Origin of the sequence: Streptomyces sp. NBC_00075 (genome assembly GCF_045041225.1) — a bacterium.
GTDB classification, from domain to species: Bacteria; Actinomycetota; Actinomycetes; order Streptomycetales; family Streptomycetaceae; genus Streptomyces; species Streptomyces adonidis.
Genome location: NZ_CP108243.1, coordinates 11,159,861 through 11,185,394, shown reverse-complemented (window position 1 = coordinate 11,185,394; position 25,534 = coordinate 11,159,861). Strand labels below are relative to the sequence as shown.

The following is a 25,534-nucleotide window of genomic DNA, read 5'->3' as shown; positions in this document are numbered from 1 at the left end:
GTGCGGTGGGGTGGGGTGGGTGGCTGCGGTTGAGTCGGTGGCGGTCGGCTGGAGGAGGTCCCAGCGGTTGCCGTACAGATCCTCGAAGACGGCGACCGAGCCGTACGGCTCGTGGCGCGGCTCCTCCAGGAAGGTCACGCCTGCGGCGCTCATCCGGGCGTGGTCGCGGGCGAAGTCGTCCGTGTGCAGGAAGAAGCCCACGCGTCCGCCGGTCTGGTCGCCGATCCGGGCGCGTTGGTCCTCGTCCTTGGCCCGGGCGAGCAGCAGGCCGGTGCCCGCCCCTGCGGTACCCGGCTCGACGACCACCCAGCGGGAGCCGTCGGGGCGTGGGGTGTCCTCGACCAGCCGGAAACCGAGGGCGTCGGTGTAGAAACGGATCGCCTCGTCGTAGTCGTCCACGACGAGGGTGACAAGTGCGATGCGTCTCATCGGCTCTCCTCTGCCTCTCGGGTGCGGGTGCGGTCCGGGCGCAGGCGCGGATGCGCCGGACTGTCCGGTTGACCTGCGGATCACGTGCGGTTGACGGGTGAGGTTATACGTAACACCCAGGGTGTGTCATCTCCGTACCCGCACGGGTGATCTCGTCCGCGTCCGTGAGGTTCCGGGAACGATCGCCGAAGCGTGATCGTCGAGCAGATGTGAACCGTGAGCAGGCTGTCGCAAGGGCGGGCTCCCCGATGCTGGGGAGCCTGGTCGCGTTCGTGCTGCTCGTGCTGCTCGCCGTCACGGTCATGGTCCAGGGCGGCGGCACGCTGTTCGGCGACCGGGATCTGCTGGAGTGGTCGCTCGCGCACCGCCCGGAGGCGGTCGTCACCCTCGCCCGGGTGGTGACCCACACCGGCTCGGGCTTCGTTCCGTACGCCCTGGTCGCCCTCGCCGGTTGTCTGCTCGGCCGGACCGCGCGGCAGCGGATCCTGGCGGCCGCCGCCTGTCTGGTCTGTCTGGTCACCGCCCAGGCGGTGCGGTTCTCGGTGATGGCACTGCTGTCCCGGCCCCGGCCCGCCGTGGCGCACTGGGCGACGGACGCCGGCCACTGGTCGTTCCCCTCGGGCCACACGACGACGTCGGCCGTCACGGCCGGGCTGCTCGTCCTGGCCGTGTGGATACGGGCCCCGCGCGGGCGGTCCGCGATCGCCGCCGCGGTCGGCTGCTGGGGTGTGCTGGTCGGGCTGACCCGGGTCTATCTGGGCGTCCACTGGTTCTCGGATGTCGTCGGCGGCTGGCTGTTCGCCGCGTGGTGGCTGGGCCTGGCGGCGTACGCGGTGACGCGCTTCGCACCGGACGCGTGCGCGGAGGTGCTGCGCGGGGACGGGACCGGGATTCGCGGGGCGCTGCGAGGCGACGGGGCCGGAGTACGCGGGGCACTGCTGCCCGGCATACCGGGGCCGGGATCGGGGGCCGAACCCGCGCGTGGCAGGGTGGAGATCGCGTCGGAGTCCGACGGCTGCGACGCACCCCCACCGAGCGCCGCCCTTCCAGGAGTTGAGTGCCATGTCCGAGCTGCCGAAGCCGACCGGATACCCGTCCCGCCAGAACGTGACGTTTCCCAGCGCTGACACCACCGCGCACGGCTATCTGGCGTTGCCTCCGTCCGGCAGCGGACCCGGTGTCATCGTCATCCAGGAGTGGTGGGGCCTCAACGACCACATAGCGGACGTCACGGACCGGCTCGCGCAGGAGGGCTTCGTCGCCCTCGCCCCCGACCTCTACGGCGGCAACGTGGCGCACGAGAGCGAGGAGGCGCTGCGCATGCTGCGGGCCCTGCCGGTGCCGAAGGGCGTCGAACTCCTCACCGGCGCGGTCGACTACCTGCTGGCCCGACCCGAGGTCACCTCGGAAACGGTCGGCTCGGTCGGTTTCTGCATGGGCGGCGGCTTCGTGCTCTACCAGGCCGCGGCGGACCCGCGCGTCAGTGCCGCCGTGCCGTTCTACGGTGTCATCCAGGGCGAGCTGCCCGACTTCTCCGGCCTGAGGGCCGAGGTGCTCGGCCACTACGGCGAACTCGACGCGAGCATCCCGGTGGAGAGCCTGGACCCGCTGCGCGAGGCCATCAAGAAGCAGGCGGGTATCACCGCGGATCTGCGCGTCTACCCGGCGGACCACGCCTTCTTCAACGACTCCCGCCCGGTGTACGACGCGGAGTCGGCGGCGCGGGCGTGGGAGAGCACGGTGCCGTTCCTGCGGGAGCGGGTGCGCTGAGCGCCGGCTCCCGTACGGCGGTGGGCGGGCCCGGGGTTCCCGGGCCCGCCCGTCGGGCTAGTCGCTCGCGCCCGCGAGCCAGGCCGTGGCGTTGAGGGCGAGGGGGGCGTTGGTGGCGCCGGTGTCGTTCCAGCCGTCGTACAGGGTGTTGCCGGACTGGCCGGTGCCGTCGTCGATCGGGGAGCTGTCGCCCCAGAAGGCGACCCGGCCGCTGCCGTAGGTACTGGTCAGGAAGAACGCGCCGGTGTTGCCGGAGTAACCGGAGCGGTAGAGCAGGCCCTTGACGGCGGAGTTGTCGGCGGGTGTGAGAGTGGCCGTCGTACCGCTGGCGATGAGGCTCTTGGTGACCGTGCCGAAGCTGCCGTGCAGGACGGCGTTCGTGCTGTCGCTGATCGCGGCCGGGTAGCCGGAGCTGATGCTCTTCGCGTCGATGGAGAAGCCGAACGGATCGTCGGAGTCGACGCTGTTGTTGGTCATCAGGTCGTTGAGGATCTCGACCGCGTCCTCGCCGTCGTTGTTGCGGTCGGCCCCGGTGTGGTCGGAGATCATGAAGAGGCCGCCGCCGTTCTGGACGAACTTCATGATGGCGGTCTTCTCGGCCGTGGTGAACAGCGTGTTGGGCTCGGGCAGCACCAGGGTGTCGAAGTTCGACAGGTCGGTGGCGGTGGAGCCGCCGTAGGCGAGGCTGGAGCCCGAGGGCAGCGTCTTGAGGCTGTAGTCGCCGGTCTGCTGGAGGGCGACACCCCAGGAGGAGAGCGCGCCGGTCCAGTCGGTCTCGTCGGAGGGGGCGGAGTCCTGGGAGAGCGGGTTGGGCTGGCTGGTGGAGATGATCCAGTCGGCGTTGCCTGCCGTCTCGGCGTGGGCGTTGTCGAAGAGGACGCGGTGTGTGGTGGCCGCGTGGGCGGGGGTCGCGGTGGCGGTGGCCTGGACGGCGACGCCGGTGGCGATCAGGCCGAGCACGGCGAGGGCCGAGGCGAGTCTGTGCCGGGTCCCGGTGATGGCGTACATCTGGCGTTCCTCCATGGGTGGGGGGATGTGGGGGAAGGCGGTGCGGGTGCCGAATCTGCGCGCGTAGACCGGGCGTTGGAGCCCTCCCGGTGCACACAAGGCAGGACCGTACCGACAAGATCCACGCCACCGGGAGGCCCGGCCGGGGTTTCACGTAAAGCTCTTACACACGAGTAACCACCGGCCGGGAAACGGCATTTGAGGGCGATTACGGGCGATGTGTCGCGCCGAGCGCGGCCGACTCCTCCTCCGTCAGCCGCAGTCCGCCCGCCGCCACGTTGTCCACGACGTGCTCCGGGTTGCCCGTGCCCGGGATGGCGAGCACATGCGCCCCCTGGTGCAGGCTCCAGGCGATCCGCACCTGGGCGGGACTGACTCCGTGTGCCCGGGCGACGGCGAGTACCGCGTCGTCGTGGGTGTCGGTGGCGCCCCGCGGTCCCCCACTGCCCGCAACGGCGAAGAAGGGAACGAAGGCGATGCCGAACTCCCCGCACAGCCGCAGGAGTTCTTCGCCCTCGGGGTCGGGCAGGTCCAGCGCGAACCGGTTCTGCACGCACACCACCGGGGCGATCGCCCGCGCCTCGGCGAGGTGTCGGGGCTCGACCCCGGAGATCCCGAGGTGGCGGATCAGGCCGGCCTCGCGCAGTTCGGCGAGCGCGCCGAAGTGCTCGGCGATCGAGTCCTGCCGTGTCCGCCGCAGATTGACCACGTCGAGATGGTCGCGCCCGAGCTGGCGCAGGTTCTCCTCGACGTGTCCGCGCAGTTGGTCGGGGCGGGCGGAGGTGCCCCACTCCCCCGAGTAGTCGCGGTACGGGCCGACCTTGGTGACGATGACGAGGTCGTCCGGGTACGGCGCCAGCGCGCTGTTGATCAGTTCGTTGGCGGAGCGCAGCGCGGAGAAGTAGAAGGCGGCTGTGTCGATGTGGTTGACGCCGAGTTCGACGGCCTTCCGCAGCACGGCCAGCGACCGTTCGCGATCGCTGGGCGTGCCGAGGTGGAAGGCCGCGCTGCCGGTGAGCCGCATGGCTCCGAACCCGAGCCGGTTGACGGTGAGATCGCCGAGTTTCCAGGTGCCCGCGGCGTCCGCGGTGATCGTCTGCGAGGTCATTCGGCGGAGTCTCGCACGCGCCCCGGGCACCGGATCGACGTTCTTACCGTCCTTTTGGCTCCTTTTACGGATACACGTACGTGTTCAGCGTGGCCACCGCCGAAGCCGGGTTCCCCAGGTTGTAGTGGTCCACGGCCAGGAAGTTGGGCTTCTTGCGGGCGGCCGGCTGGCAGAACCGCTGGGCGCGGTCGGCGAGTTTGGTGTTGTCGGTCGTCGCCGTGGAGGTGATCGCCGCGTCCCGGAAGTGGTTCATGACGAAGAGGGGCTTGAAGGCGCCCTGGGTGAGGGTCAGCGGGGTGTTGGAGTCGGCGCCGTACCAGCGGCTGTAGCAGGACCAGTCGGAGGCGCCGAGGCCGCCGCCCATGGACCAGTAGTTCTCGACGGTCCATTCGCGCTGGTACATCACGCCGAAGGTGTCGCGGGTCAGGCCGGCGGTCTGGTCGGCGGAGCGGCTGTGGTCGGTGAAGATCAGCAGCCGGTCGTTGGCGGCGATCAGGTCGGCGACCTTCGGCCAGCCGTTCTGGCGTACGCCGGTCTGGTCGGGGCGGTGGAGGACGTCCGACAGGCCGCTGACGCGGGCGAGTTCGCTGCGCAGGACGCCCGGGTCGACGTAGTCCTCCAGGAAGACGGTGACGACCTGGGTGGGGTTCTGCTTGAGGAAGTCGACCATCCGCTGGAGGTCCACCCAGAGTGCGACCGGGCTGCTGACAAGGGTGCAGCTGTTGTGGCAGAGGATCGCGCCGTCGGAGGTCTGGTGGATGTCCAGCATGAACCCCCGTACGCCGTCGGTGAGTTGCTGGTTGATGCCGCGTGTCTGGTTCGGGACGAGGTTGACGAAGGGCGGGGCGAAGCCGCCGTCGACACCGTTGGCGTAGGCGTTGTGGGAGGTGAGGAACGTGACCTGGTCCAGGGTGCGTTGGTCGGCGGAGGGCATCGGGCTGACCGCGGGGGTGACCGGGGTGAGGTACCAGGCGGCCAGGCTTCCCGCGCCGCCGATGGCCAGCTGGTCGGGGTAGTTGGCGCCGGACGGCTTGGCGGCGACCGTCAAGTAGCGGGTGGTTCCCGGGGCCTTGAGCGTGTACTGGTCGGTGCCGGAGGGGGTGATCTCCCAGGGCGCGTCGGCGCTCGTACAGGCGACGGTCCTGGCCTGGTCGCCGGAGCGGCCGAGGCAGGAGCCCGCGGTGTCGGTGCTCTCCAGTAGGTACGAGGTTCCGCTCGCGCGCAGCGTCCACTGCTGGCGGTCCTCGTTGCCCTTGGGCCGGTGTTGCTCGACGGCTCCCGCGTCGTCGGCGGCGTTGAGTCCGGTCGTGGCGCTCTGGACGTAGTAGGCGCCGGCGGCCGGTACGGGGGCGGCCAGGGCGGGCGGTGCTGGTGTTGCAACTGCCGCTGCCAGGGCGGCGGTTGCGGTGAGCAGTGCGGTGCGGGGGGTTGGCATTGACGAGGCCCTTCGTGAACGCGGAGGCTCGACGGCTCGGTCGGCAGGGGCATGACATCACGAAGGTCCGTACAAAGTCAGCACACTCGGCACACGCGCAACCCAACCTTTCAGCCGCCGTCTATGACTTCGGTCTGACCTTTGGTATGTTTCGACGCCACCGAGGCTGCGGGAGGCGTTCGCACTGTGGACTTCGAGCTGACCGAGGACCAGGAAACGATCCGCAAGGCCGTCGCCGGACTTCTGCGCGACTTCGACGACCGGTACTGGATGGAGAAGGACCGGGACCACGAGTTCCCGGCCGAGTTCTACGACGCCGTCGCACGCGGCGGCTGGCTGGGGCTCACCATCCCCGAGGAGTACGGCGGCCATGGCCTCGGGATCACCGAGGCCACGCTGCTGCTGGAAGAGGTCGCGCGGTCGGGCGGCGGGATGAACGCCGCCAGCGCCATCCATCTGTCGATCTTCGGGATGCATCCCGTCGTGGTGCACGGCTCCGAGGAGCTGAAGCGCCGGACGCTTCCCCGTATCGCCACCGGTGACCTGCACGTCTGTTTCGGCGTGACCGAGCCGGGGGCCGGTCTGGACACGACGAGCATCACGACGTACGCGCGCCGGGACGGCGACCACTACGTGGTGAACGGCCGCAAGGTGTGGATCTCCAAGGCGATGGAGTCGGAGAAGATCCTGCTGCTGACGCGCACGGCGAAGGTCGGCGAGGTCGCGAAGAAGACCGACGGGATGACCCTCTTCCTCACCGATCTCGACCGCGCCCATGTCGACATCCGCCCCATCCCGAAGATGGGCCGCAACGCCGTCACGTCCAACGAGCTGTTCATCGACGATCTGCGGGTGCCGGTCGAGGACCGGGTCGGCGAGGAGGGCCAGGGGTTCCGGTATCTCCTCGACGGGCTCAATCCGGAGCGGATGCTGATCGCCGCCGAAGCGCTGGGTATCGGGCGGGTCGCGCTCGACAAGGCCGTCCAGTACGGGAAGGAGCGGGTCGTGTTCGACCGGCCCATCGGCATGAACCAGGGGGTGCAGTTCCCGCTCGCGGACTCGCTGGCCCGGCTGGACGCGGCCGAGCTGGTGCTGCGCAAGGCGACCTGGCTGTACGACCACGGCCGGCCGTGCGGGCGCGAGGCCAACACCGCCAAGTACCTGTGCGCGGACGCCGGGTTCACGGCGGCGGACCGGGCGCTCCAGACGCACGGCGGGATGGGCTACTCCGAGGAGTACCACGTGGCCCGCTACTTCCGTGAGGCGCGGCTGATGCGGATCGCGCCGATCAGCCAGGAAATGATCCTCAACTATCTCGGCTCGCATGTGCTGGGCCTGCCGAGGAGTTACTAGTCACCGGGAGCAGGTCATGAGCGACAACAACGGGCTGTTCGATCTCACCGGCCGGTCGGCGCTGGTCACGGGGGCCGCGGGCGGAATCGGTGCGGCCGTCGCCCAGGCGCTCGCCCGTGCCGGTGCCGCCGTGCTGGTGACGGACGTGGACGGGGACGCGGCTGCCGCCGTCGCCGGGAAGATCTCCGCCGCCGGGTTGACGGCGGACAGTGCCGCTCTCGACGTACGGGACCGGTCCGCCGCCGATGCCGCAGTGGCGCGGGCGGCCCAACTGGCGGGCGGGACACTGCACATCGTCGTCAACAACGCGGGAGTCACCGCGCCCGCCATGTTCGACAAGCTGGAGGAGGACTCCTTCCGGCGGATCGTCGACATCCATCTGATGGGGACCTTCCACTGCTCACAGGCCGCGCTGCCGTTCCTCCCGGAGGACGGCAGGGGGCGGATCATCAACGTCACGTCGTCGGCCGGTCTCGTCGGGACGCTCGGGCAGGTGAACTACTCCGCCGCGAAGGCGGGCATCATCGGGTTCACGAAGTCGCTGGCGCGTGAACTGGCGCGCCGGCAGATCCTGGTGAACGCGCTGGCGCCGCTCGCCGCGACGCCGATGACGGAGACGATCCGCACCAACGAGAAGTTCGCGGCCCCGATGCTCGCGCGCATCCCGCTGGGCCGCTGGGCGGCGCCCGAGGAGATCGCGGGTTCCTTCGTCTTCCTCGCCTCGGACGCCGCGTCGTTCATCACCGGGCAGGTGCTGCCGGTGGACGGGGGCCTGGTCATGTGACGGGCGGGCCGAGATGTCATGTGACAGGCCGCACGGGTCCGTATTGAATGGTCCGGCCGAAGTAGAGCCACCGACGAGAGGCCTGAACCCGTGCAGAGCGCCGGACATTCCGCCAGTGACCCGCGCTTCGACGTGGTGAGGGTGCCCAAGGCGTCGGACGTGCTGGCCGCCGAGGTGCGGGAGCGGATCCTCTCCGGCGAGTTCGTCGAGGGCATGGCGCTACCGCCGGAGCGTCAGCTGGTCGACCAGACGGGGCTGAGCCGGGCGACGGTGCGCGAGGCGCTGCGCATCCTCGAGGTCGAACGGCTGGTGCGGATCAGGCCGGGGCGCGGCGGCGGGGCCTTTGTGCACCGGCCGGGCCATGAGTCGGTGGCGAACACGGTACGGCTGGTCATCCGGGGCCAACAGATCCGGCTTGAGGCGCTGCACGAGACGCGCGAGGCGATCGAGCCGACGTGCGCAGCGCTGGCCGCGAAACGGCGTACGTCGGCCGACCTCGCCGAACTCGACGCGGCGCACGCCGAGTTGGTGGCGGCTGACGAGGACATCCCGCGCTTTCTGCGGGCCAACGTGCGCTGGCACACGGCCGTGGCGAAGGCCGGCGACAACGAGCTGCTGATCGGCTTCATGACCGCGCTCTCCCAGTCGATCTACGCCGCCACGGACATCGACCAGTTCATGGACGCGGAGATCCGCGAGGTCACCGCTCGCGCCCACGCGCGGATCACCGAGGCGATCCGATCGCAGGACGGGCCGGCGGCGATGCGGCGGATGACCCGGCATGTGTGCGGGTTCGCGCGGGCGGCGGCCGAGGTGGACCAGCGGCAGCGCGTGGAACTGCCCGAGGCGGACAGCGACTGACATCGGTTCGTACACGAGGCGGGAGTGGTCCCACCCCTCCCCAGCCGACCCCCACCCATGCGAGAATGATATTTCCATTCAGCGTGAACGACACTCTTCACTTTCGGTCTGACCTTTACTAGCATCCGAGGTCGACCGACCAGTGGCAAGGGAGAGGGTGCGCATGGGCGAGGCCGGTTCCGTCCTGACCGTGACCGCCGACGGCGATGTCCGGGTCGTCACCCTGAACAGGCCCGACAGGCTCAACGGGGTCTCCGAGGAGCTGCACCGCCGACTCGCCGAGATCTGGCGGGAGTTGGCCGACGACGCCAAGGCAAGGGCCGTGGTCCTCACCGGCGCGGGACGGGCGTTCAGCGCGGGCGGGGACTTCGACCATCTGCGCCGCCATCACACCGACGCCGAGTTGCGGGAGCGGTCGATCCGTCTCGACCGGACGATCCAGACGGAGATGATCCGCTTCCCGCTGCCCGTCGTCGCGGCGGTCAACGGCCCTGCGGTAGGCCTGGGTTGCAGCCTGGCGCTGGGCTGCGATCTGGTACTGATGGCCGACGACGCCTATCTCGCGGACCCGCACATCTCGGTGGGCCTGGTGGCCGGCGACGGCGGTGTGACCCTCTGGCCGCTGCTCACGAGTCTGCTCCGGGTGAAGGAGTACCTCTTCACCGGGGACCGCATTCCCGCCGAGACGGCGGTCCAACTCGGCCTGGCGAACCGGGTCGTACCGTCCGCCGACCTCCACCAGGAGGCGCTGGCGCTGGCCCATCGGCTGGCGGCGCAGCCCCCGGAGGCGCTGCGCGCGACGAAGGCGGCGCTGGCCGCCGTGGTGGAACAGGCGACCCGGGGCGGTATGGAGGCGGCGCTCATGGCGGAGCGGGCCACGATGACCAGCCCGGACCACATCCGCATCATCGACGAACTGGCGTCGCGGGCGGAACGCCGGTCCAAGGGCGGGGGGTGACAGCCCGTGGAGACCGAGGAGTTCGTGCTCGTACGCGATCTGTTCCGGTCGTTCGCCGCCCGGTTCCGCGTGGGCTCCGCCGATGACGTGAAGCCCTCGGCCGGCGCCGCCGCGCAGGAGGCACTGGCCGAGCTGGGCCTCGGCGAACTCCGCCAGTCCACTCCCCCGGCCGCCACCGTGCAGGAGTGCGCGCTGCTCGCCGAGGAGCACGGCAGCCTGCCGCTGCCCACCTCGCTCCTCGGTACGGTCCTGCTCGCCCCGGAGCTGCTCCGGCTGCTGGGGAAACCCGCGGCGCCGGGCAGGACCCCGACGATCGGCCTCGCCCGCGACCTTCGCTTCCCCCACGCGAGTCCCTCCCCGCTCGTCGCGTGGGACAGCGAGGGCGCGGACGAGGCACTGTGCGTGTACCCCGACGGGACGGTGACCGCGGCCGGGCTGGGGCGGGCGGCACCGAGCGTGGACCTGCTGCGCACGATCCATACGGCGGGGCCCGTGCAGCGCGTGGTCGGACGGCTCGACCCGGCCGGACACCGGCACTGGCAGGCGTACGCGCTGATCGTCGTGGCCTCCGAACTCGTGGGCGCTGCACGGTCGTTCGTCGGGCAGGGCGTGGAGTACGCGCGGGAGCGCAGCCAGTACGGGCGGCCGATCGGGTCGTTCCAGGCGGTCCAGCATCTGCTCGCCGACGCGACCGTGCTCGTGGAGGGCTGTGCGAGCGCGACCCGGTACGCCGCCTGGTGCCTCGACCACGAGTCGCCGGAGCGGGCGCTGGCCGCCGCGCGGGTCGCGAAGGCCGAGGTGAACAACTCGGCGCTGGAGGCGGTGTACGCCGGTATGCAGGTGTTCGGCGGGATCGCGCAGACGTGGGAGCACATCGCGCACCTGTATCTGCGCAAGATCCGTGTGGGCGCGACGGTACTGGCCACGACGGCGGATCTGCTGACGTTGCTGGCCGAACCGGAGCCGACGGCAGAACCGGGGGCGGCCCGATGAACGACACCCCGCTGGACTTCGGCGACCCGGCCGACCTGAACCGGCTCCGGACGGACTTCCGCGCTTGGCTGGCCGAACACCCGCTCCCCGAACGGCACTTGGACGAACCGGTCCCCGTCTTCCTGCACCGCTGGCACCAACTCCTGCACTCCGGCGGCTGGGTCGGTCTCGATGTGCCGGAGCGGTACGGCGGTCGTGGTCTGACAGCCCTTCATCAGGTCGCGATCAGCGACGAGTTGGGGGCCTGCCGGGCACCCGGTGTTCCCCGGATCGGCTATCTCGCCCACGCTCTCCTGGAGTTCGCCTCCGAGGAGCAGCAACTGCGCATGCTGCCGAGGATGCTGGCGGGCGACGATGTGTGGTGCCAGGGGTTCAGCGAGCCGGGCGCGGGCTCGGACCTCGCCGGGATGAGCACCTTCGCGGAACGCCGGGACGACCACTACATCGTCCGGGGCCAGAAGCTCTGGACCAGCTACGCCCAGTACTCCGACTTCTGTCTGCTCCTCGCCCGTACGGACCGCGAGGGCTCGCCTCACCGGTCGATCACGGCGTTCGCGCTGCCTCTGGAGCGCGCGGGCGTGACCGTACGGCCGCTGCGGGCCGCCAACGGGGACGACGAGTTCTGCGAGTTGTTCCTCGACGACGTCCGCATCGAGGACTCCGAGCGGGTCGGGGCCGAGGGTGACGGCTGGCCGCTGGCGATGACGACGGTGTCGTACGAGCGCAACGCCCTCGACACCGGCCATCTGTCGAAGTACGGCCTGCTCGTCGAACGTCTTCGGTCCACCGCCCAGGAGCGGGCCGGCACGCTCCCGGACGGGCTGCGCTCCGAGATCGGGCAGTGCTATGTGGACTACGAGGTCCTGGTGGCGCATGCCCGGCGCCGGACCGCCGAACGCCTCAGCGGGCAGGCCGCCGGCCCCGAGTCGTCCATCGACAAGCTCCTGATGACGAGGGCCGAACAGCGTCTGTACGAGACGGCGCTCAAGGTGTTCCCGGAGGAACTGGCCGAGGACGGCGGCGAGATATTCGGCGAGTACCTCTATTCCAGGGCCGCGTCGGTGTACGGCGGTACCTCCCAGATCCAGCGGAACATCATCGCGAAACGGGTCCTGCGTCTTTCTTCGTCCGGCCAGTCCGGCCAGTCCTGAGCCCTGGAGCCCCTGGAGCCTTCTCGATGCGATTGCGATACGACGAAGAACTGCTGACCATTCCCAACGTCATCAGAGTGGCCGCCGAGCGCTTCGGGGACGACATCGCGCTGATCGACGGGGACCGCCGGTGGAGTTTCCGCCAGCTGAAAGAGCGGATGACGCAGGCAGTGCGGGCTGCTATCGGGTTGGGGGTCGAGAAAGGTGACCGGGTCGGACTCTGCGCGCCCAATTCCGCGGAATGGATCTTCGCCGCGCTCGGTATTCAGGGCGCGGGAGGTGTCGTCGTGCCGCTCAACACCCGTTTCAAGGCGGGTGAGATCTCCTACATTCTGCGCAAGTCGGGAGCGAAGGCGGTTTTCGCGTCCGCCTTCCTCGACACCGACTACATCGCCGAGCTGCTGAAACACGACCCCGACCTACCGGCACTGCGCAGGACGGTGTCGATTCGCGGTCCGCAGGGTGCCGCGGATCTGTCCTGGACGGAATTCCTGCGGGCCGGTGAGACGGTCGCCTCGTCCGAGGCCGAGGAGTCGATCGGGCGGCTCGTCCCGGACGACATCTCCGACGTGATGTTCACGTCCGGCACGACGGGCCACCCCAAGGGCGTCATCCTCACCCACGGCCAGTCACTGCGGGCCTACGGCTGGATGTCCGAGGAGTACACCTTCAGGCGCGGCGACAGTTTCCTCGTCATCCCGCCGTTCTTCCACTGCTTCGGCTACAAGGCGGGCTGGCTGGCCTCCCTGATACACGGGGTGACGGTCATTCCGATGGCCCTGTTCAACCCCGGTCAGGCGCTGGAGATCATCGACAGGGAGAGGGTGAGTATTCTCCTCGGCCCGCCCACGATCTTCCACGACCTCATCAACCACCCCGACCGATCCGACCACGACCTTTCCTCGCTCCGCGTTTCCATGACGGGCGGAACCACCATTCCGGAGTCGCTGATCCGTGCCATGAAGTCGGAGTTGTCCTTCGACATCGTGATGAGCGCCTACGGGCTGACCGAGTCGTCCGCGCTGGTGACGACCACACGCATCGGGGATTCCGAGGAGACGGTGGCCCGCACGACCGGACGTGTCATACCGGACGTCGAGGTGCGGATCGTCGACGAGGAGGGACAGGAACTCCCGGCGGAACAGGACGGCGAAATCCTCGTACGGGGATACAACGTCACCCGAGGTTATTGGGAGGACCCCGAGGCGACCGCCGCGACGATCGACGGTGAAGGGTGGCTGCACACGGGGGACATAGGGCGGCTCGACGCGTCCGGGAATCTCGCGATCGTCGACCGGAAGAAAGAGATGTACATCGTCGGCGGATTCAACGCCTATCCGGCCGAGATCGAGAAACTGCTGCTGGCGTACGAGCCCATCGGGCAGGTCGCCGTGATCGGGGTGCCCGACGAGCGGCTCGGCGAGGTCGGCTGTGCCTTCGTCGTGCCGAGACAGGGGTACGAGGTCAGCGAGAAGGCTGTCGTCGAGTGGGCGCGCGAGCACATGGCCAACTTCAAGGTGCCGCGCCATGTCCGCTTCAGCGACCAACTCCCGCGCAACGCCAGCCAGAAGGTCCTCAAGGACGAGTTGCGCGCCCGCTTCGAAGCGAAGGCCTGACATGGACGACGAAGCAGCGGGCGCGGCCGGGACGGTCGGGCCGCTCGACGGCATCACGGTGGTGACGTTGGAGCAGGCCGTCTCCGCCCCCATCTGCACCCGTACGCTCGGCGACTTCGGCGCACGGGTCATCAAGGTGGAGAACCCGAAGGGCGGCGACTTCGCCCGGCACTACGACGATGTGGTGAACGGCCTCGCGGCGCACTTCGTGTGGATCAACCGGGGCAAGGAGTCGGTAGCCCTGGATCTCAAGTCACCTGGGGGAATGGCGGTGTTGCATCGCCTGCTCGACCGCGCCGACGTCCTCGTCTCCAACCTCACCCCCGGCACCACGGCCAAACTGGGCATCGCCCCGGCCGACTTGGCCGTACGGCATCCGGAGCTGATCGCGGTCGAGATCGACGGGTACGGTCCTGGCGGGCCCCTCTCGCACAAGCGGGCGTACGACCTGCTGGTCCAGGCCGAGGCGGGCGCGTGCGCGGTGACCGGTCTGGCCGGGGCGCCGGCCAAGCCCGGGCCGCCGATGGCCGATGTGGGCGCGGGGTTGTACGCGGCCCTGTCCATCATGGCGTTGCTGTACGAGCGGGGACGCGGGCGGCGCACCGGTCCGGCGTCGGTCGCGGTGTCCCTGTTCGACACCATGACGGAGTTGATGGGCTATCCGCTCACGTACACCCAGCACTCGGGGGTCGATCAGCAGCCCATGGGCATGGGGTCCCCGGCGGTGGCACCGTACGGGGCGTACGCGACGGCCGACGGTCACACCGTCGTTCTCGGGACGACGAACGACCGTGAATGGCAGCGGTTCGCACGGGAGTTGCTGGGCCGCCCCGATCTGGCGGACGACGAGCGGTTCGCCACGACGCCCGGTCGGGTCGCCCATCGTGCCGTCCTGGACGGCGAGATCAGCGCCTGGTGCGCCCGGCACGAGCTGGCGTATGTGCAGAGCAGCGCGGACGCGGCCGGCATCGGCAACTCGCGGTTCAACAAGCCGAGCGAAGTGGTCGCGCATCCGCATCTGAAGGCGCGGGACCGGTGGCGGGAGGTCGAGACGCCGTACGGGCCGATCTCCGCGTTGCTGCCACCGCCGGTGATCTCGGGGTACGAGCCGCCGATGGGCGCAATTCCGGCGCTGGGGCAGCACACGGCCGCCGTGCTCGCCGAGTTGGGCATCGACGACCGGGGTGAGGACGTGGGTGGGGGCGGGGCGAGGTGAGCGGCGGTGAGCCCGTGCTGCTGAGCGACGACCGGGACGGCGTACGAACGTTGACGCTGAATCGGCCGCACCGGAAGAACGCCATCGACGCGGAGTTGTGGGACGCGCTTCGGGACGCGTTGGCGGACGCCGGGCGTGATCGTGCCGTGCGGGCGCTGGTGGTCACCGGGGCCGGGGGCGCGTTCTGCTCCGGTGCCGACATCTCGGGGGGCCTCAGCAGCATCCATCCGCTGTACCGGATGCGGACGTTGAGCGAAGTCGCCCTGCTGCTGCACGAGTTGCCGGTGCCGACGATCGCCAAGGTGACCGGTGTCGCGGTCGGGGCGGGGTGGAATCTCGCGCTCGGCTGCGATCTGGTCGTGGCCACGCCGGATGCACGGTTCTCGCAGATCTTCGCGCGGCGCGGGCTCTCCCTGGACCTCGGAGGCTCCTGGCTGCTGCCGAAGCTGGTCGGGTTGCAGCAGGCCAGGCGGCTCGCGCTGCTCGCCGAGACGATCGGTGCCGAGGAGGCGCGGGCCCTCGGGCTGGTGACGTGGGTGGTGGAGGCCGATGAGGTGGATGCCTTCGTCGACGGTCTCGGGGCACGGCTGGTGGCGGGTGCGCCCGTCGCGCTCGCGCAGACCAAGGCGCTGCTGAACGAGGGTGCCGACCGGACGCTGCGGGACGCGCTCGCGAACGAGGCGCGCGCCCAGGGGGTCAACTTCGCGACGGCCGATGTGTCGGAGGCGTTCTCGGCGTTCACGGAGAAGCGCGAGCCGTTCTTCGACGGGCGGTGGGCGGTGCCGGGGAGAGGCCCGGATGCGATCGACTCGGCGGCGCCCGGCGCCCCTTCGGTCAGGAGGCCGTAGTGCGTGAAGCGGTGATCGTGGGGGCGGTACGCACCCCTGTGGGGAAGCGCGGTGGTGGCCTCGCGGGCGTCCACCCGGCCGACCTGTCGGCTGTCGTGCTGGGTGCGCTCGCCGAGCGGACGGGCATCGATCCCGGCGTTGTCGACGATGTCGTCTGGGGGTGTGTGTCGCAGATCGGCGACCAGTCGAGCAACATCGGCCGCTACTCGGTGCTCGCGGCGGGCTGGCCCGAGAGCATTCCGGGGACGACGGTCAACCGGGCCTGCGGGTCGAGTCAGCAGGCGCTGGACTTCGCCGCGCAGGCCGTGATGTCGGGGCAGCAGGACGTCGTGGTGGCGGGCGGGGTCGAGGTGATGAGCCGGGTTCCGCTGGGCTCGGCGCGGGCCTCCGGGATGCCGTACGGGCCCCAAGTCCTCGCGCGTTACGACGACTTCTCGTTCAACCAAGGGGTGTCCGCCGAGAGGATCGCCCAGAAGTGGGGGTTCACGCGGACGCAGGTCGACGAGTTCGCCGCGCTCTCGCACGAGCGGGCTGCGGCTGCCCTGGACTCCGGGGTGTTCGAGGAGCAGATCGTGCCGGTGTCCGTCGGCGCGGAAACCGTGGGTGCCGATGAGGGCGTACGGCGAGGGACCAGCGTGGAGAGCCTGGCGAAGCTCAAGCCCGCCTTCCAGGACGACGGTGTGATCCACGCGGGCAACGCCTCCCAGATCTCCGACGGCGCCGCCGCCCTGCTCGTGACGACGCCCGAGAAGGCGCGCGAGCTGGGCCTGGCGCCGCTCGTGCGGTACCGCGCGGGTGTGGTCGTCGGTTCCGACCCGGTGCTCATGCTGACCGGGCCGATCCCCGCGACCGAGCGGGTGCTGCGGAAGGCGGGCGTCGGTCGGTCCGAGGTCGGGGTGTTCGAGGTGAACGAGGCCTTCGCGCCCGTACCGCTGGCCTGGCTCGCCGAGACGGGCGCCGATCCGTCGCTGCTCAATCCGCTGGGCGGGGCCATCGCCCTCGGGCATCCGCTCGGGGCGTCCGGCGCGGTCCTGATGACCCGCATGATCCACCACATGCGGGAACGCGGCCTGCGCTACGGCCTCCAGACCATGTGCGAGGGCGGCGGCACAGCCAACGCCACCCTCGTCGAACTCGCCTCCTGACGGGAGCAGTTGTGCGCCGAGACATCTTCACGCCCGACCACGAGGCGTTCCGCGGGCTCGTCCGGGACTTCGTCGCGAACGAGGTCGTCCCGTACTACGCCGACTGGGAGGAGGCCGGGCGGCTGCCCCGCGAACTCTTCGAACAGCTCGGCTCGCTGGGCCTGTTGGGCATGTCCGTGCCCGAGGAGTTCGGCGGGGCGGGTCTCGACGACTACCGCTACAACGTGGTCCTCCAGGAGGAGGCGGCCCGCGCGCTCGTCACCCTGGGCACGGTACGCACCCAACTCGACGTCGTACTCCCCTACTTCCTCACCTATGCCGACCAGGAGCAGCGCGCCCGCTGGTTCCCCGGCCTCGCCGCGGGCAAGCTGCTCACGGCCGTCGCCATGACGGAACCCGGCACGGGCTCCGACCTCGCGGGCATCAGGACGACCGCCGTACGGGACGGCGACTCGTACGTCCTCAACGGGGCGAAGACGTTCATCACGGGCGGGCTGCTCGCCGATCTGGTGGTCGTGGTGGCACGGACGGCCACCGATCCCGACAACCGGCGCGCCGGGCTGACCCTGCTGGTCGTCGAGGACGGTATGCCGGGGTTCACCCGGGGCCGGGTCCTCAAGAAGATGGGCATCAGGGTGCAGGACACGGTCGAGCTGGCCTTCGACGACGTCCGCGTCCCGGTCGCCAACCGGCTCGGCGAGGAAGGCGCCGCCTTCGGCTACCTCGGCCACAACCTGCCGCAGGAGCGGATGACCGTGGCGGTCGGCTCGGTCGCGCAGGCGCGGGCCGCACTCGACACGACGGTCGAGTACGTGAAGGAGCGCAAGGTCTTCGGGAAGCCGGTCGCCGATTTCCAGAACACCAAATTCGAACTGGCAGCCGTGGCCGCCGAGTTGGAGGCGGCACAGACGATGCTGGACCGGGCGGTACTCGAACTCGTCGACGACGAGCTGTCCGGCGCGGACGCGGCAAAGGTCAAGCTGTTCTGCACGGAGATGCAGGCGCGAGCCGTCGACCGTTGCCTTCAACTCTTCGGCGGATACGGCTATATGCAGGAGTATCCGATCGCCCGGCTCTACACGGACGCGCGCATCACGCGTATCTACGCCGGCACGAGCGAGGTCATGAAGGTCATCATCGCCAAGTCGTTGGGACTGTGATGCCGGAGTTCGGGATGGCGGATTTCGAGGGGCGGACGGGCGCCGCGTTCGTCGCCGGTGGCACCGGGGGCATCGGTGCGGAGATCGTCCGGATGCTGGCCCAGCGGGGCAGTGACGTGGCGTTCACCTATCGCGCCAACGCGGCTGCGGCGGAGTCGCTCACCGGTGAGGTGAAGGCCTACGGCCGTCAAGTCCTGGCGCTGCGGCTGGACTTGGGGGACGAGTCGGCGACAGCGGAGGCGGTGGCCGAGGCCTGCGAGGCGTTCGGAGGGCTGCACACAGTCGTGTACGCGGCCGGTCCACACGTACCGATGAGGCATCTCAGCAGGGTGACGCCGGGCGAGTACCGTGCCCAACTCGACGCGGATGCCGGGGCGTTCTTCAATCTGGTCCATCCCGCGCTGCCGAGGTTGCGGGAGACGCGCGGCAGCATCGTGGCCGTGACGACGGTGGCCACGCGTCGCTTCCCGGTGCGGGACGGGTTGTCCTCGGGCACGAAGGGGGCCGTCGAGGCGGTTGCTCGGGCGCTTGCGGCGGAGGAGGGGCGGTATGGGGTGCGGGTCAACTGCGTTGCGCCCGGGATGCTCAATGACGGGATCGCTGCCCGGCTGATCGCCACTGGGGAACTGGACGAGGCGGCTCTTGCTGTCACTCGGCGCAATATTCCGTTGCGGCGGTTCGGGGGTGCGACGGATGTCGCGGAGGCGGTGGTGTTTCTGGCTTCGGAGCGGGCGGGGTTTATTACGGGGCAGGCGTTGGGGGTGGATGGGGGGTACAGCGTCTGAGTGGTCCGCGCGGCGCCGTCGTGGCTGGTCGCGCCCCGCGGCGGAGCCGCAGATCGATACAGCCCCGCGCCCCTAAAGGCGGGCTTCGCCCTTCCCTGGGACGGTGATGCGTCGGCCCCCGACGAACGCCGCCCTTACGGTGTCTGCCGAGAGTACGTCCAGTGCCTCCCACAAGGGTACGTGGAGCAGGCACAGGTCTGCTGTCGCGCCTACCGTCAATCTCCTTGCCCTGGCCGGGTGCTGGGGCTCGCCGGTGAAGAGGTTCAGGGCCGTTTCCGGGTACAGGGCCTCTCCCCCGGTGCGTTCGACGGCAGCCCGCATGACCGCCCACGGGTCGTGGGTTCCGTACGGGGCGTCGGTGCCTGCGGCCAGGGGGATGCCCGCGTCGGCGAGGGTGCGGCAGCGGTAGAGGTGGGGGCGGTCGTCGGGGTCCACGTCGGTGGCGTAGGCGTGGCCTCGTTCGGCGGGGAAGTGTGGCTGGGTCACGACCGTCACGCCGAGGTGCTCGATCCAGGGGATCGTCTCGGCCGGGACGACGGACGCGTGCTCGATACGGTCGCCGTCGACCGGACCGGCCTCGTCCAGGGCGAGGAGGGTCACCAGTAGTTGCACCCGGGTCACACAGTGGACGGCGACCGGCCGTGGCCTCAACGAGGCGATCCTGGCGGCGAGTTCGGCCGGTGCGGGCAGGGTGGCGTCGTCGAGCAGCAGCTTCACGGGCGCGTCGACCGTCATGACGAGCAGTCGCTGCGGGAGCACCGACAGCAGGTCGAGGAGGCCGTCAGCCGGATGCGGATCGGCGTTGGTGAACCCCGTGACGCCGAGCGCCGCCGCCCTGCGCCCCACGCCCTCCAGGTCCAGCCGCACGGGCGGTACGAAGCCGCGCAGTCGCTCGTCCTCCCGCCAGAACCGCCCGTCGCCGGACGCCGACCCCGCTTCCGTGTCCAGGCCGGCCGCCCGCAACGCCGCGCTGTTCCAGACCCACAGTGCGCCGGTCCGATGCTGGACGCGGACCGGCCGGTCCGGTGCGAGGGCGTCGAGGACCCGTCGGTCGAGTTCGCCCGCGACGCTCTCGTGATAGCCGACGGCCCGTACCCAGCCGTTGGGCGCCCCGCCGCGCAGCGCGGCGGCCAGTCCGTCCCGGCCGGTGACGTCCGCCGGGCCGACTCTGACGGACGCGGCGTCGGCGGCCAGCGCCGCGAGGTGTATGTGGTGGTCGTGGAGGCCGGGCAGCAGGGCGCCGCCGCGTCCGTCGAGGGCGTCGGGCTCGGTTCTCGCGTCGAGCCGCTGTCCGATCTCCGCGATCCGCCCGTCCCGGATGCGTACGTCCACCTCGCCCGCACCCGCGACCTCGACGTTTCTGATCAGCACGGCGACGGGACCAGGGACGCGGCGCAGGCCGACATGGAGAGGCTCAGCAGTTCCCCGCCTCCGGTGGCTAGGGAGTGGGCCGTGGCGTGGGCGGCGTAGATGCCGGTGACCGGGTCGGCTAGCGCGTCGCCGATGAAGACGGGGTCGCCGTGTGCGTCGAGGCCGGTCAAACCGCCCGCGACGGCGGCGTCGTCGCCGAACGCGATGCGGTCGTCGTCCCTGCCGTACCCGGTGATGCTCACCCAGACCCGGCCCGGACGGGCGGCGAGGAACTCCTCCGCGTGGACCCCGAGCCGGCGCAGCGCCCGCGCCCTGGAGGCCTCGATGACGATGTCGGCCCCGGCGATCACCTCGGCGAGCGCGCCCGAGGCGAAGTCCAGCACCAGGCTGTCGTGACCGCCGTGCAGCCAGCGGTAGAAGGCGGGCGATCCGGCGCGGGCGCCGTCCGGTCGGGTCGTGCTCTCCACCTTCACGACCTGGGCGCCCGCCAGGCCGAGGAGGCGTGCGCACAGGGGGCCCGCCCAGAGGGCCGACAGGTCGACGACGCGGAGAGCTGCTGGGTCGCGTACGCGTCGCTCGCCGAGGTGCTCTGCCCGTACGGGAGGCCCGCTCGCCGAGGCGTGTTCCGCGGCCGCGATCCCGAGAAGTTGCGCTTTCGCCGCCACTTCGGCGGCCGTCGACCGGCTGGCCACCTCGGGGAGTGGTTCACCCTCCGATCCGGACAGGAGTGCGACGAGAGCCGGTACGGATGCCAGGTCGTCGGGGCGGGCGAGGTTCACGGCGGTCCAGCCGTCGGACGCTTCGAGGAGGTGGCACGAACCACCGGCCGAGGTTCTGGCGGGGAGGGCGTGACCGGTCAGGTGGGCGCGGAGAAAGAGGGCTGTGGGCAGGTCGACGGGCACGCCCGTGAGAGCGGTGAACTCCTTCGCGACCGAGGTCAGCGGGGGCAGATGCGGCTCGACCGACTCCATCCACGGCCCCACCAGCGCGGCGAGAGCGTCGTTCTCCAATGGTCAAACGCCCTTCTCTTCCGAGGTGGCCCCAAATTACACTCCGCCCGTGACCTTGGACTCCCCCTTCGTCCTCGTCGACCTCGACGGTGCACCGCGTCCGGATCCCGGCCTGGGGACGGCGGGAGTGGCCGGGCAGGTGCTCGTGGGCGTCGCGGAGAAGCCTGTTGAGGCCGACGGTGACTTCGACATCCTCCTCACCGCCGACCCCGATCCGCCCCGCCCTTGGGTGAGCTGCGCCGACCCGTACGCCACCGCTCAGCGGCTCGCGGAGATCGTCGCGGAGCGTCCGGCAGCCTCCGTCGCCCTGATGCAGGTGCTGCGGATGGGTCCGGCGCTGGCGCCGCCCGACCGTCTCGTGGCCGAGTCGCTCGCCTATTCGACGCTCCAGGGGTCGGCCGTCTTCCGTACGTGGCTGGACTCGGCACCCGCTCGTGTGCCGCGCCCCTCCCCGGCGCCGGTGCTGCTGAGCCGGGACGGTGACCGGCTCGCCATCACCCTCGACCGGCCGCAGGCCCGCAACGCCATGGACGCGGGTACGCGGGACGCCTTGTGCGAGGCGCTGGAGGTCGCTGTCGCCGACCCGTCGATCACTCGGGTCGACCTGTACGGCAGCGGGCCCGCCTTCTGCGCCGGCGGGGACCTCAGCGAGTTCGGCACGGCAAGGGATCCCGCGCAGGCGCATCTCGTGCGCGTGCAGCGCAGTCCGGCCGCGCTGCTTCAGCGGTGCGGTGGGCGCGTGATCGCGCATCTACACGGTGCGTGTGTGGGGGCGGGGATCGAGCTGACCGCGTTCGCGGGGCGGGTGGTGGCTGCGCCGGACACGGTGATTCGGCTGCCCGAGGTGGGGATGGGGTTGATTCCGGGGGCGGGGGGTACGGCGAGTCTGCCGTTGCGGGTGGGGCGGGAGCGTACGGCGTATCTGGCGTTGTCGGGGGTGGCGTTGGGGGTTGGGGAGGCGCTTCGGTGGGGGTTGGTCGACGAGGTTGTGGAGGGTGAGTAGCGCTCCGCGCGGAGGGTTGTATTGAGGCTGCGGCGCCATCGTGGCTGGTCGCGCCCCGCGGCGGAGCCGCATATCGACACAGCCCCGCGCCCCTAGGGGCGCGCTTCGCGCCGCCACACCCCGCCGGACGGAAACGTTGCTCCCAAGTCTGCCCCTACAGCCCTCGCGTCCGGGCCGTACGGACGGAAACATGGTGGAGATTGTGCATGGCCGAGGGCTAAGGAGAGCAGCGATGCGGGCGCGGGAGCAGGACACGCAGGCTCAGGGGCCGCGGCAGGAGCGGGGCCTGCGTCCGGCGGCCGTCCGGTCGGCCGTCGTGCACGCCGGTGCCGACTTGGGCCGTGTCGGCGGGATGTCGCCCGCAGCTCTCGCCGTCCTCCAGCGGACGGTGGGCAACCGGGCGCTGGCCCAGCTCGTCGCCGACGAACGGCATGAACACGGCCCGGGCTGCGGGCACTCGGGCGGCACGGCCGTCCAGCGCGCTCCCGAGGTCGACGCGGTGCTGCGCAGCGGGGGCCGTCCGCTGGACGCGCCGCTGCGGCAGGAGATGGAGGCCCGGCTCGACGCCGACTTCGGCGACGTACGTGTGCACGACGACAGTGCCGCCCGACGGTCGGCCACCCAGCTCGGGGCCCGTGCCTACACCTCCGGCAGCCATGTGGTCATCGGCGAGGGCGGCGGCGACAAGCACACCCTGGCCCATGAGCTGACCCATGTGATCCAGCAGCGCAGCGGCCCCGTCGCGGGCAGCGACACCGGCGACGGACTGCGGGTCAGCGATCCCGGCGACGCCTTCGAGCGGGCCGCCGAGGCCAACGCCGCCCGGGTGATGTCGGGGCCCGTTCCCGTGCAGCTGAGCGCCGATTCCCAGGAGGGGGCGGCGCACGCTTCCGAACAGGGGGGTTCCGGCCGGCGGCGGCAGGTCCAGCGCGTCGCCTACAACACGAACGCCGTTCCGCAGAACCGGTTCATCTACCCCGTCGTGGACGCCCTGGGCCGGACGACGTCCATCGAGATGATGAGCGACGGCTCGCTGATCGGCTCACCCCCGGCCGTCGACCCCACCGGCTACACCTACATCCGCCAGCTCGGTCTGACGAACTTCTGGATCCGCTTCCATCTCATCAACATGCAGGCGGGCGGTCCCGGAACGCTGAACAACCTGGTGCCCGCCTCCAAGCGCGACAACAGCCAGTACGAGGCCAGCATCGAGAGTGCGCTGAAGAAGGAGCTGAACAGCGTGGCGACCGCGAACGCCACCCTGGCGGCGAACGCTCCGCGGCACTACGTCTACTTCGGCGTCGACGTGGACTACGGGACGGCCAACGCCCAGACCTCGGCGTACCAGCAGTCCTTCGCCCCGTACTTCGTCCGGTCTCTCACCGTTCACTTCAAGCGGTACGACCCCACTGCCGGGACCTGGCAGGTCCTCGCCGCCGCGCTCCCGTTCCCCTTCACAGACCCTCAGCCGACCTACTTCGGCCAGGCGCTGGCCGCCGCCACCATGACCCTCCCGGACCTGAAGCAGATCACCGCGAACCGAAAGTGGGACGCGGACGACGTCGCCTTCCTCCAGTCGATCGCCACGGGCGGCAACCGCAACGGGGAGTTCCAACGGGAGGTGAACGCGGCGGCTGACCTGGGGGCCACGGAGTCCGTGATCCACGCGTTCTCGCAGATGAAGTCCCGCCCGCGAGGTTCCGTCACGTTCTCCGAGAGCATCGGCAACGACAGGCAGCTGGCCACCCTGGCCAATCTGATCGGCACCGGCAGAATCACCACCTGACGGGTGGCCGCCTTCACAGGAAGGGCGGCCGCAGTCACGAGGAAGGGAGCCTTCGTTGGCGAGTCTGTGGCGGGTGCGCGTCAGTCGCGTGAGCGGCGACACCGTCGAGCTGACCCTGTCGGCGGTCCACCCCGACGCCGGGGAGCCGTCCGCGTCCGCCGCCTTCGCGATGCGGCTGCTGGCCGACACCGACCCCGAACGGCTGTACCGCGAGGCCGGGCCGGGAGCCTACTGGGACCCGGTCGCGCTCGCCGCGTACGCGGACCGGGTGATCGCGGCGGTCTCCATGACCGCCCGGTACCGTCTGCCCTTCGACGAGGGCGCGGCCCGGCGGGCCGTCGAGGCCGACCTGCGCGCACGCGGGCTCGACCCGGCCGACGCCACCGCCTGGCAGGCCGCCTTCCTGGACGCCTGGAGCGCACTGTGGCAGGACCCAGACCGGGTCCCGTCCGTGGTGCTGGAGATCCGGCTTGCCGACCTGTCCTGGTTGTCGGGAACCACCCCGGGGCGGGAGTGGGACACGGCGGCGTACGGCTGAGGGCCCCGGGAGGATCCCGAGGGAAGGCGTTTACAAGCGGTTGCGGATGTGAGCCATCCACGGCATCTGTGCGCGGGTGCTCACCGTGCCGGTCGCACAGGCCGAAGTGGCCTGGCCGGACAAGGGCCCCGCGCCGCCCGTCACCTCCCGGTCCACGTCGGCGTCCTGCGCTCCGCGAACGCCCTTGCCCCCTCCGTCGCGTCCGCGCTGCGGAACACCGCCTCGATCTCCGCCGGTTCGGCCCAACGGCGTTCCCGCATCAGCTTCTTGGTCATCGTCACGCCCAACGGGCCGTTCCGTGCTATCTGTTCGGCTAGGGTCAGCGCCTCCGCACGCACGGCGTCGGCCGGGACGACGCGGTTCACCAGGCCGATCTCCCGTGCCCTGACCGCCGTGATCAGCTCCCCCGTGAGGCCCATCTCCAGGGCGACGGCGAGCGGGATGCGGTCGGCGAGGGTCGTGGCGCCGCCCGCCGCGAAGAGGCCGCGTTTGACCTCGGCGATGCCGAGGGACGCGGTGTCTGCGGCGACCACCAGGTCGCAGGCCAGGGCCAGTTCGAAGCCGCCGGCCACCGCAGAGCCGTTGAGGGCCGCGACCACCGGGGTGGCCACGCCGTCGCGGTAGAACCAGCTCAGGCCGTCGAAGCGCGCCCCTCGCGCGAACGCCTTCAGGTCCATGCCGGCGCAGAAAGCCGGGCCCGCCCCGGTGAGGACGATCGCTCTCACCGCCGGGTCGGCGTCCGCCTCCTTCAGTACCGCCGACAGGTCTTGAAGCAGCTCTGGGTTCAGGGCGTTTCGCGCCTCGGGCCGGTTCATCGTGGCCACGAGGACGTTGCCCACCCGTTCGGTCAGGACCAGCTCGTCCTGCGGCATGACAACTCCCGTTCGGTTCAGTCGGACGCGGGCAGCGGCTTGGCCGCCTTGATGGTCATCGGGGTACCGTCGCAGGCCAGTTCGCCCGCTCCGGAGGCGGTGCAGAGCAGTTCGAGGGTGCCCGTGGCGTCCACGTACCGTTTGCCGATGACCGTGCCCGAGCCCGGGTCCTTGGTCTGTGGTGCGGAGGCCGCGGGGACCATATGCGCGCCCGCGCAGGTGAGTCGGGGTTGCGCGTCGGCCGGGGCCCGGATCACGACCACGCGGGTGCCACAGGCGGTGCTGGCGAGCTGGTCGCCGGGGCGCAGCGTCGTTGCCGGGGTGGTCATGGCCG

The 25,534-nt window shown here is 70.6% G+C and carries 24 protein-coding genes and 1 pseudogene; 17 read left to right on the top strand and 8 right to left on the bottom strand.

The window, feature by feature from the left end; translation table 11 throughout:
* Positions 1–39: 39 nt before the first annotated feature.
* A pseudogene (locus OG787_RS49190) lies at positions 40–429 on the bottom strand (VOC family protein); the annotation flags it as partial.
* 248 nt (positions 430–677) lie between these two features.
* Here OG787_RS49190 and OG787_RS49185 point away from each other — a divergent pair.
* Positions 678–1,556 (top strand): phosphatase PAP2 family protein, encoded by an 879-nt coding sequence (locus OG787_RS49185; RefSeq protein WP_405539979.1) that lies wholly within the window; start codon positions 678–680, stop codon positions 1,554–1,556.
* Positions 1,492–2,199 (top strand): dienelactone hydrolase family protein, encoded by a 708-nt coding sequence (locus tag OG787_RS49180; RefSeq protein WP_369031629.1) that lies wholly within the window; start codon positions 1,492–1,494, stop codon positions 2,197–2,199. Before OG787_RS49185 ends, OG787_RS49180 begins: the two co-directional genes overlap by 65 nt.
* Positions 2,200–2,256: 57 nt before the next feature.
* Here the strand turns inward: OG787_RS49180 and OG787_RS49175 are convergent, their stop codons facing one another.
* The 3 genes from OG787_RS49175 to OG787_RS49165 all read right to left on the bottom strand — a co-directional run bounded on the left by OG787_RS49175 (position 2,257) and on the right by OG787_RS49165 (position 5,750).
* Positions 2,257–3,222, bottom strand: coding sequence for a hydrolase (locus tag OG787_RS49175; RefSeq protein ID WP_405539978.1), 966 nt, complete (start codon positions 3,220–3,222; stop codon positions 2,257–2,259).
* 193 nt (positions 3,223–3,415) lie between these two features.
* The gene (locus tag OG787_RS49170) at positions 3,416–4,315 is read right to left on the bottom strand and encodes an aldo/keto reductase (protein WP_369031630.1); all 900 of its coding nucleotides are present in this window, start codon (positions 4,313–4,315) and stop codon (positions 3,416–3,418) included.
* A gap of 64 nt (positions 4,316–4,379) precedes the next feature.
* Positions 4,380–5,750 carry a phospholipase gene (locus OG787_RS49165; protein WP_405539977.1) on the bottom strand — a complete coding sequence of 457 codons (1,371 nt, stop codon included), beginning with the start codon at positions 5,748–5,750 and terminating at the stop codon, positions 4,380–4,382.
* A gap of 186 nt (positions 5,751–5,936) precedes the next feature.
* On the opposite strand from OG787_RS49165, the gene OG787_RS49160 reads away from it, so the two are divergent.
* The 12 genes from OG787_RS49160 to OG787_RS49105 all read left to right on the top strand — a co-directional run bounded on the left by OG787_RS49160 (position 5,937) and on the right by OG787_RS49105 (position 18,620).
* Complete coding sequence (locus tag OG787_RS49160; protein WP_369031632.1) at positions 5,937–7,103, top strand: acyl-CoA dehydrogenase family protein; 1,167 nt, start codon at positions 5,937–5,939, stop codon at positions 7,101–7,103.
* A gap of 16 nt (positions 7,104–7,119) precedes the next feature.
* Positions 7,120–7,887, top strand: a complete 768-nt coding sequence (locus OG787_RS49155; protein ID WP_369031633.1) for an SDR family NAD(P)-dependent oxidoreductase — start codon at positions 7,120–7,122, stop codon at positions 7,885–7,887.
* 90 nt (positions 7,888–7,977) lie between these two features.
* The gene (locus tag OG787_RS49150; RefSeq protein ID WP_369031634.1) at positions 7,978–8,748 is read left to right on the top strand and encodes a FadR/GntR family transcriptional regulator; all 771 of its coding nucleotides are present in this window, start codon (positions 7,978–7,980) and stop codon (positions 8,746–8,748) included.
* Positions 8,749–8,911: 163 nt separating this feature from the next.
* Entirely contained in the window at positions 8,912–9,706 is a 795-nt protein-coding gene (locus tag OG787_RS49145; RefSeq protein ID WP_369031635.1) for an enoyl-CoA hydratase/isomerase family protein, read from the top strand.
* 6 nt (positions 9,707–9,712) lie between these two features.
* On the top strand, positions 9,713–10,699 hold the full coding sequence (locus tag OG787_RS49140) for an acyl-CoA dehydrogenase family protein (protein ID WP_405539975.1): 987 nt from the start codon (positions 9,713–9,715) through the stop codon (positions 10,697–10,699).
* Positions 10,696–11,850: an acyl-CoA dehydrogenase family protein gene (locus OG787_RS49135; RefSeq protein ID WP_369031637.1), complete on the top strand. Its 1,155-nt coding sequence runs from the start codon at positions 10,696–10,698 to the stop codon at positions 11,848–11,850. The genes OG787_RS49140 and OG787_RS49135 overlap by 4 nt, the downstream gene beginning before the upstream one ends.
* A 26-nt stretch (positions 11,851–11,876) precedes the next feature.
* Positions 11,877–13,466 carry a FadD3 family acyl-CoA ligase gene (locus OG787_RS49130; RefSeq protein WP_405539974.1) on the top strand — a complete coding sequence of 530 codons (1,590 nt, stop codon included), beginning with the start codon at positions 11,877–11,879 and terminating at the stop codon, positions 13,464–13,466.
* A 1-nt stretch (position 13,467) separates the two neighbouring features.
* On the top strand, positions 13,468–14,682 hold the full coding sequence (locus OG787_RS49125; protein ID WP_405539973.1) for a CaiB/BaiF CoA transferase family protein: 1,215 nt from the start codon (positions 13,468–13,470) through the stop codon (positions 14,680–14,682).
* Positions 14,679–15,530, top strand: a complete 852-nt coding sequence (locus tag OG787_RS49120) for an enoyl-CoA hydratase/isomerase family protein (protein ID WP_405539972.1) — start codon at positions 14,679–14,681, stop codon at positions 15,528–15,530. The genes OG787_RS49125 and OG787_RS49120 overlap by 4 nt, the downstream gene beginning before the upstream one ends.
* On the top strand, positions 15,530–16,675 hold the full coding sequence (locus OG787_RS49115) for a thiolase family protein (RefSeq protein WP_405539970.1): 1,146 nt from the start codon (positions 15,530–15,532) through the stop codon (positions 16,673–16,675). Before OG787_RS49120 ends, OG787_RS49115 begins: the two co-directional genes overlap by 1 nt.
* 11 nt (positions 16,676–16,686) lie before the next feature.
* Positions 16,687–17,835, top strand: a complete 1,149-nt coding sequence (locus OG787_RS49110) for an acyl-CoA dehydrogenase family protein (protein ID WP_405539969.1) — start codon at positions 16,687–16,689, stop codon at positions 17,833–17,835.
* A gap of 14 nt (positions 17,836–17,849) precedes the next feature.
* A complete protein-coding gene (locus OG787_RS49105; protein WP_405539968.1) occupies positions 17,850–18,620 on the top strand; it encodes an SDR family NAD(P)-dependent oxidoreductase in 771 nt (256 codons plus the stop codon).
* Between the two features lie 72 nt (positions 18,621–18,692).
* On the opposite strand, the gene OG787_RS49100 is transcribed toward OG787_RS49105, so the two are convergent.
* Together OG787_RS49100 and OG787_RS49095 are read right to left on the bottom strand one after the other, a co-directional pair.
* Positions 18,693–19,991 (bottom strand): amidohydrolase family protein, encoded by a 1,299-nt coding sequence (locus OG787_RS49100; protein WP_405539967.1) that lies wholly within the window; start codon positions 19,989–19,991, stop codon positions 18,693–18,695.
* A complete protein-coding gene (locus OG787_RS49095) occupies positions 19,985–21,001 on the bottom strand; it encodes a CoA transferase (protein WP_405539966.1) in 1,017 nt (338 codons plus the stop codon). Before OG787_RS49095 ends, OG787_RS49100 begins: the two co-directional genes overlap by 7 nt.
* Positions 21,002–21,050: 49 nt before the next feature.
* Between OG787_RS49095 and OG787_RS49090 the strand changes: the two genes are divergently transcribed.
* From OG787_RS49090 to OG787_RS49080, 3 genes are all read left to right on the top strand, one after another.
* Positions 21,051–22,004 (top strand): enoyl-CoA hydratase/isomerase family protein, encoded by a 954-nt coding sequence (locus tag OG787_RS49090; protein WP_405539965.1) that lies wholly within the window; start codon positions 21,051–21,053, stop codon positions 22,002–22,004.
* A gap of 232 nt (positions 22,005–22,236) precedes the next feature.
* Positions 22,237–23,790, top strand: a complete 1,554-nt coding sequence (locus OG787_RS49085; RefSeq protein WP_405539964.1) for a DUF4157 domain-containing protein — start codon at positions 22,237–22,239, stop codon at positions 23,788–23,790.
* Between the two features lie 73 nt (positions 23,791–23,863).
* Positions 23,864–24,328, top strand: a complete 465-nt coding sequence (locus tag OG787_RS49080) for a hypothetical protein (RefSeq protein WP_405539963.1) — start codon at positions 23,864–23,866, stop codon at positions 24,326–24,328.
* Between the two features lie 140 nt (positions 24,329–24,468).
* On the opposite strand, the gene OG787_RS49075 is transcribed toward OG787_RS49080, so the two are convergent.
* Together OG787_RS49075 and OG787_RS49070 are read right to left on the bottom strand one after the other, a co-directional pair.
* Positions 24,469–25,200 (bottom strand): enoyl-CoA hydratase-related protein, encoded by a 732-nt coding sequence (locus OG787_RS49075; protein ID WP_405539962.1) that lies wholly within the window; start codon positions 25,198–25,200, stop codon positions 24,469–24,471.
* 17 nt (positions 25,201–25,217) lie between these two features.
* Positions 25,218–25,529: a hypothetical protein gene (locus OG787_RS49070; RefSeq protein ID WP_369031649.1), complete on the bottom strand. Its 312-nt coding sequence runs from the start codon at positions 25,527–25,529 to the stop codon at positions 25,218–25,220.
* Positions 25,530–25,534: the final 5 nt, after the last annotated feature.

Excerpts from the sequence above, each read along its gene's own strand:
- OG787_RS49185 (WP_405539979.1), top strand. The coding sequence starts at position 678 with ATGCTGGGGAGCCTGGTCGCGTTCGTGCTGCTCGTGCTGCTCGCCGTC.
- OG787_RS49180 (WP_369031629.1), top strand. The coding sequence starts at position 1,492 with ATGTCCGAGCTGCCGAAGCCGACCGGATACCCGTCCCGCCAGAACGTG.
- OG787_RS49175 (WP_405539978.1), bottom strand. The coding sequence starts at position 3,222 with ATGGAGGAACGCCAGATGTACGCCATCACCGGGACCCGGCACAGACTC.
- OG787_RS49170 (WP_369031630.1), bottom strand. The coding sequence starts at position 4,315 with ATGACCTCGCAGACGATCACCGCGGACGCCGCGGGCACCTGGAAACTC.
- OG787_RS49165 (WP_405539977.1), bottom strand. The coding sequence starts at position 5,750 with ATGCCAACCCCCCGCACCGCACTGCTCACCGCAACCGCCGCCCTGGCA.
- OG787_RS49155 (WP_369031633.1), top strand. The coding sequence starts at position 7,120 with ATGAGCGACAACAACGGGCTGTTCGATCTCACCGGCCGGTCGGCGCTG.
- OG787_RS49145 (WP_369031635.1), top strand. The coding sequence starts at position 8,912 with ATGGGCGAGGCCGGTTCCGTCCTGACCGTGACCGCCGACGGCGATGTC.
- OG787_RS49135 (WP_369031637.1), top strand. The coding sequence starts at position 10,696 with ATGAACGACACCCCGCTGGACTTCGGCGACCCGGCCGACCTGAACCGG.
- OG787_RS49130 (WP_405539974.1), top strand. The coding sequence starts at position 11,877 with ATGCGATTGCGATACGACGAAGAACTGCTGACCATTCCCAACGTCATC.
- OG787_RS49125 (WP_405539973.1), top strand. The coding sequence starts at position 13,468 with ATGGACGACGAAGCAGCGGGCGCGGCCGGGACGGTCGGGCCGCTCGAC.
- OG787_RS49105 (WP_405539968.1), top strand. The coding sequence starts at position 17,850 with ATGGCGGATTTCGAGGGGCGGACGGGCGCCGCGTTCGTCGCCGGTGGC.
- OG787_RS49085 (WP_405539964.1), top strand. The coding sequence starts at position 22,237 with ATGCGGGCGCGGGAGCAGGACACGCAGGCTCAGGGGCCGCGGCAGGAG.
- OG787_RS49075 (WP_405539962.1), bottom strand. The coding sequence starts at position 25,200 with ATGCCGCAGGACGAGCTGGTCCTGACCGAACGGGTGGGCAACGTCCTC.
- OG787_RS49070 (WP_369031649.1), bottom strand. The coding sequence starts at position 25,529 with ATGACCACCCCGGCAACGACGCTGCGCCCCGGCGACCAGCTCGCCAGC.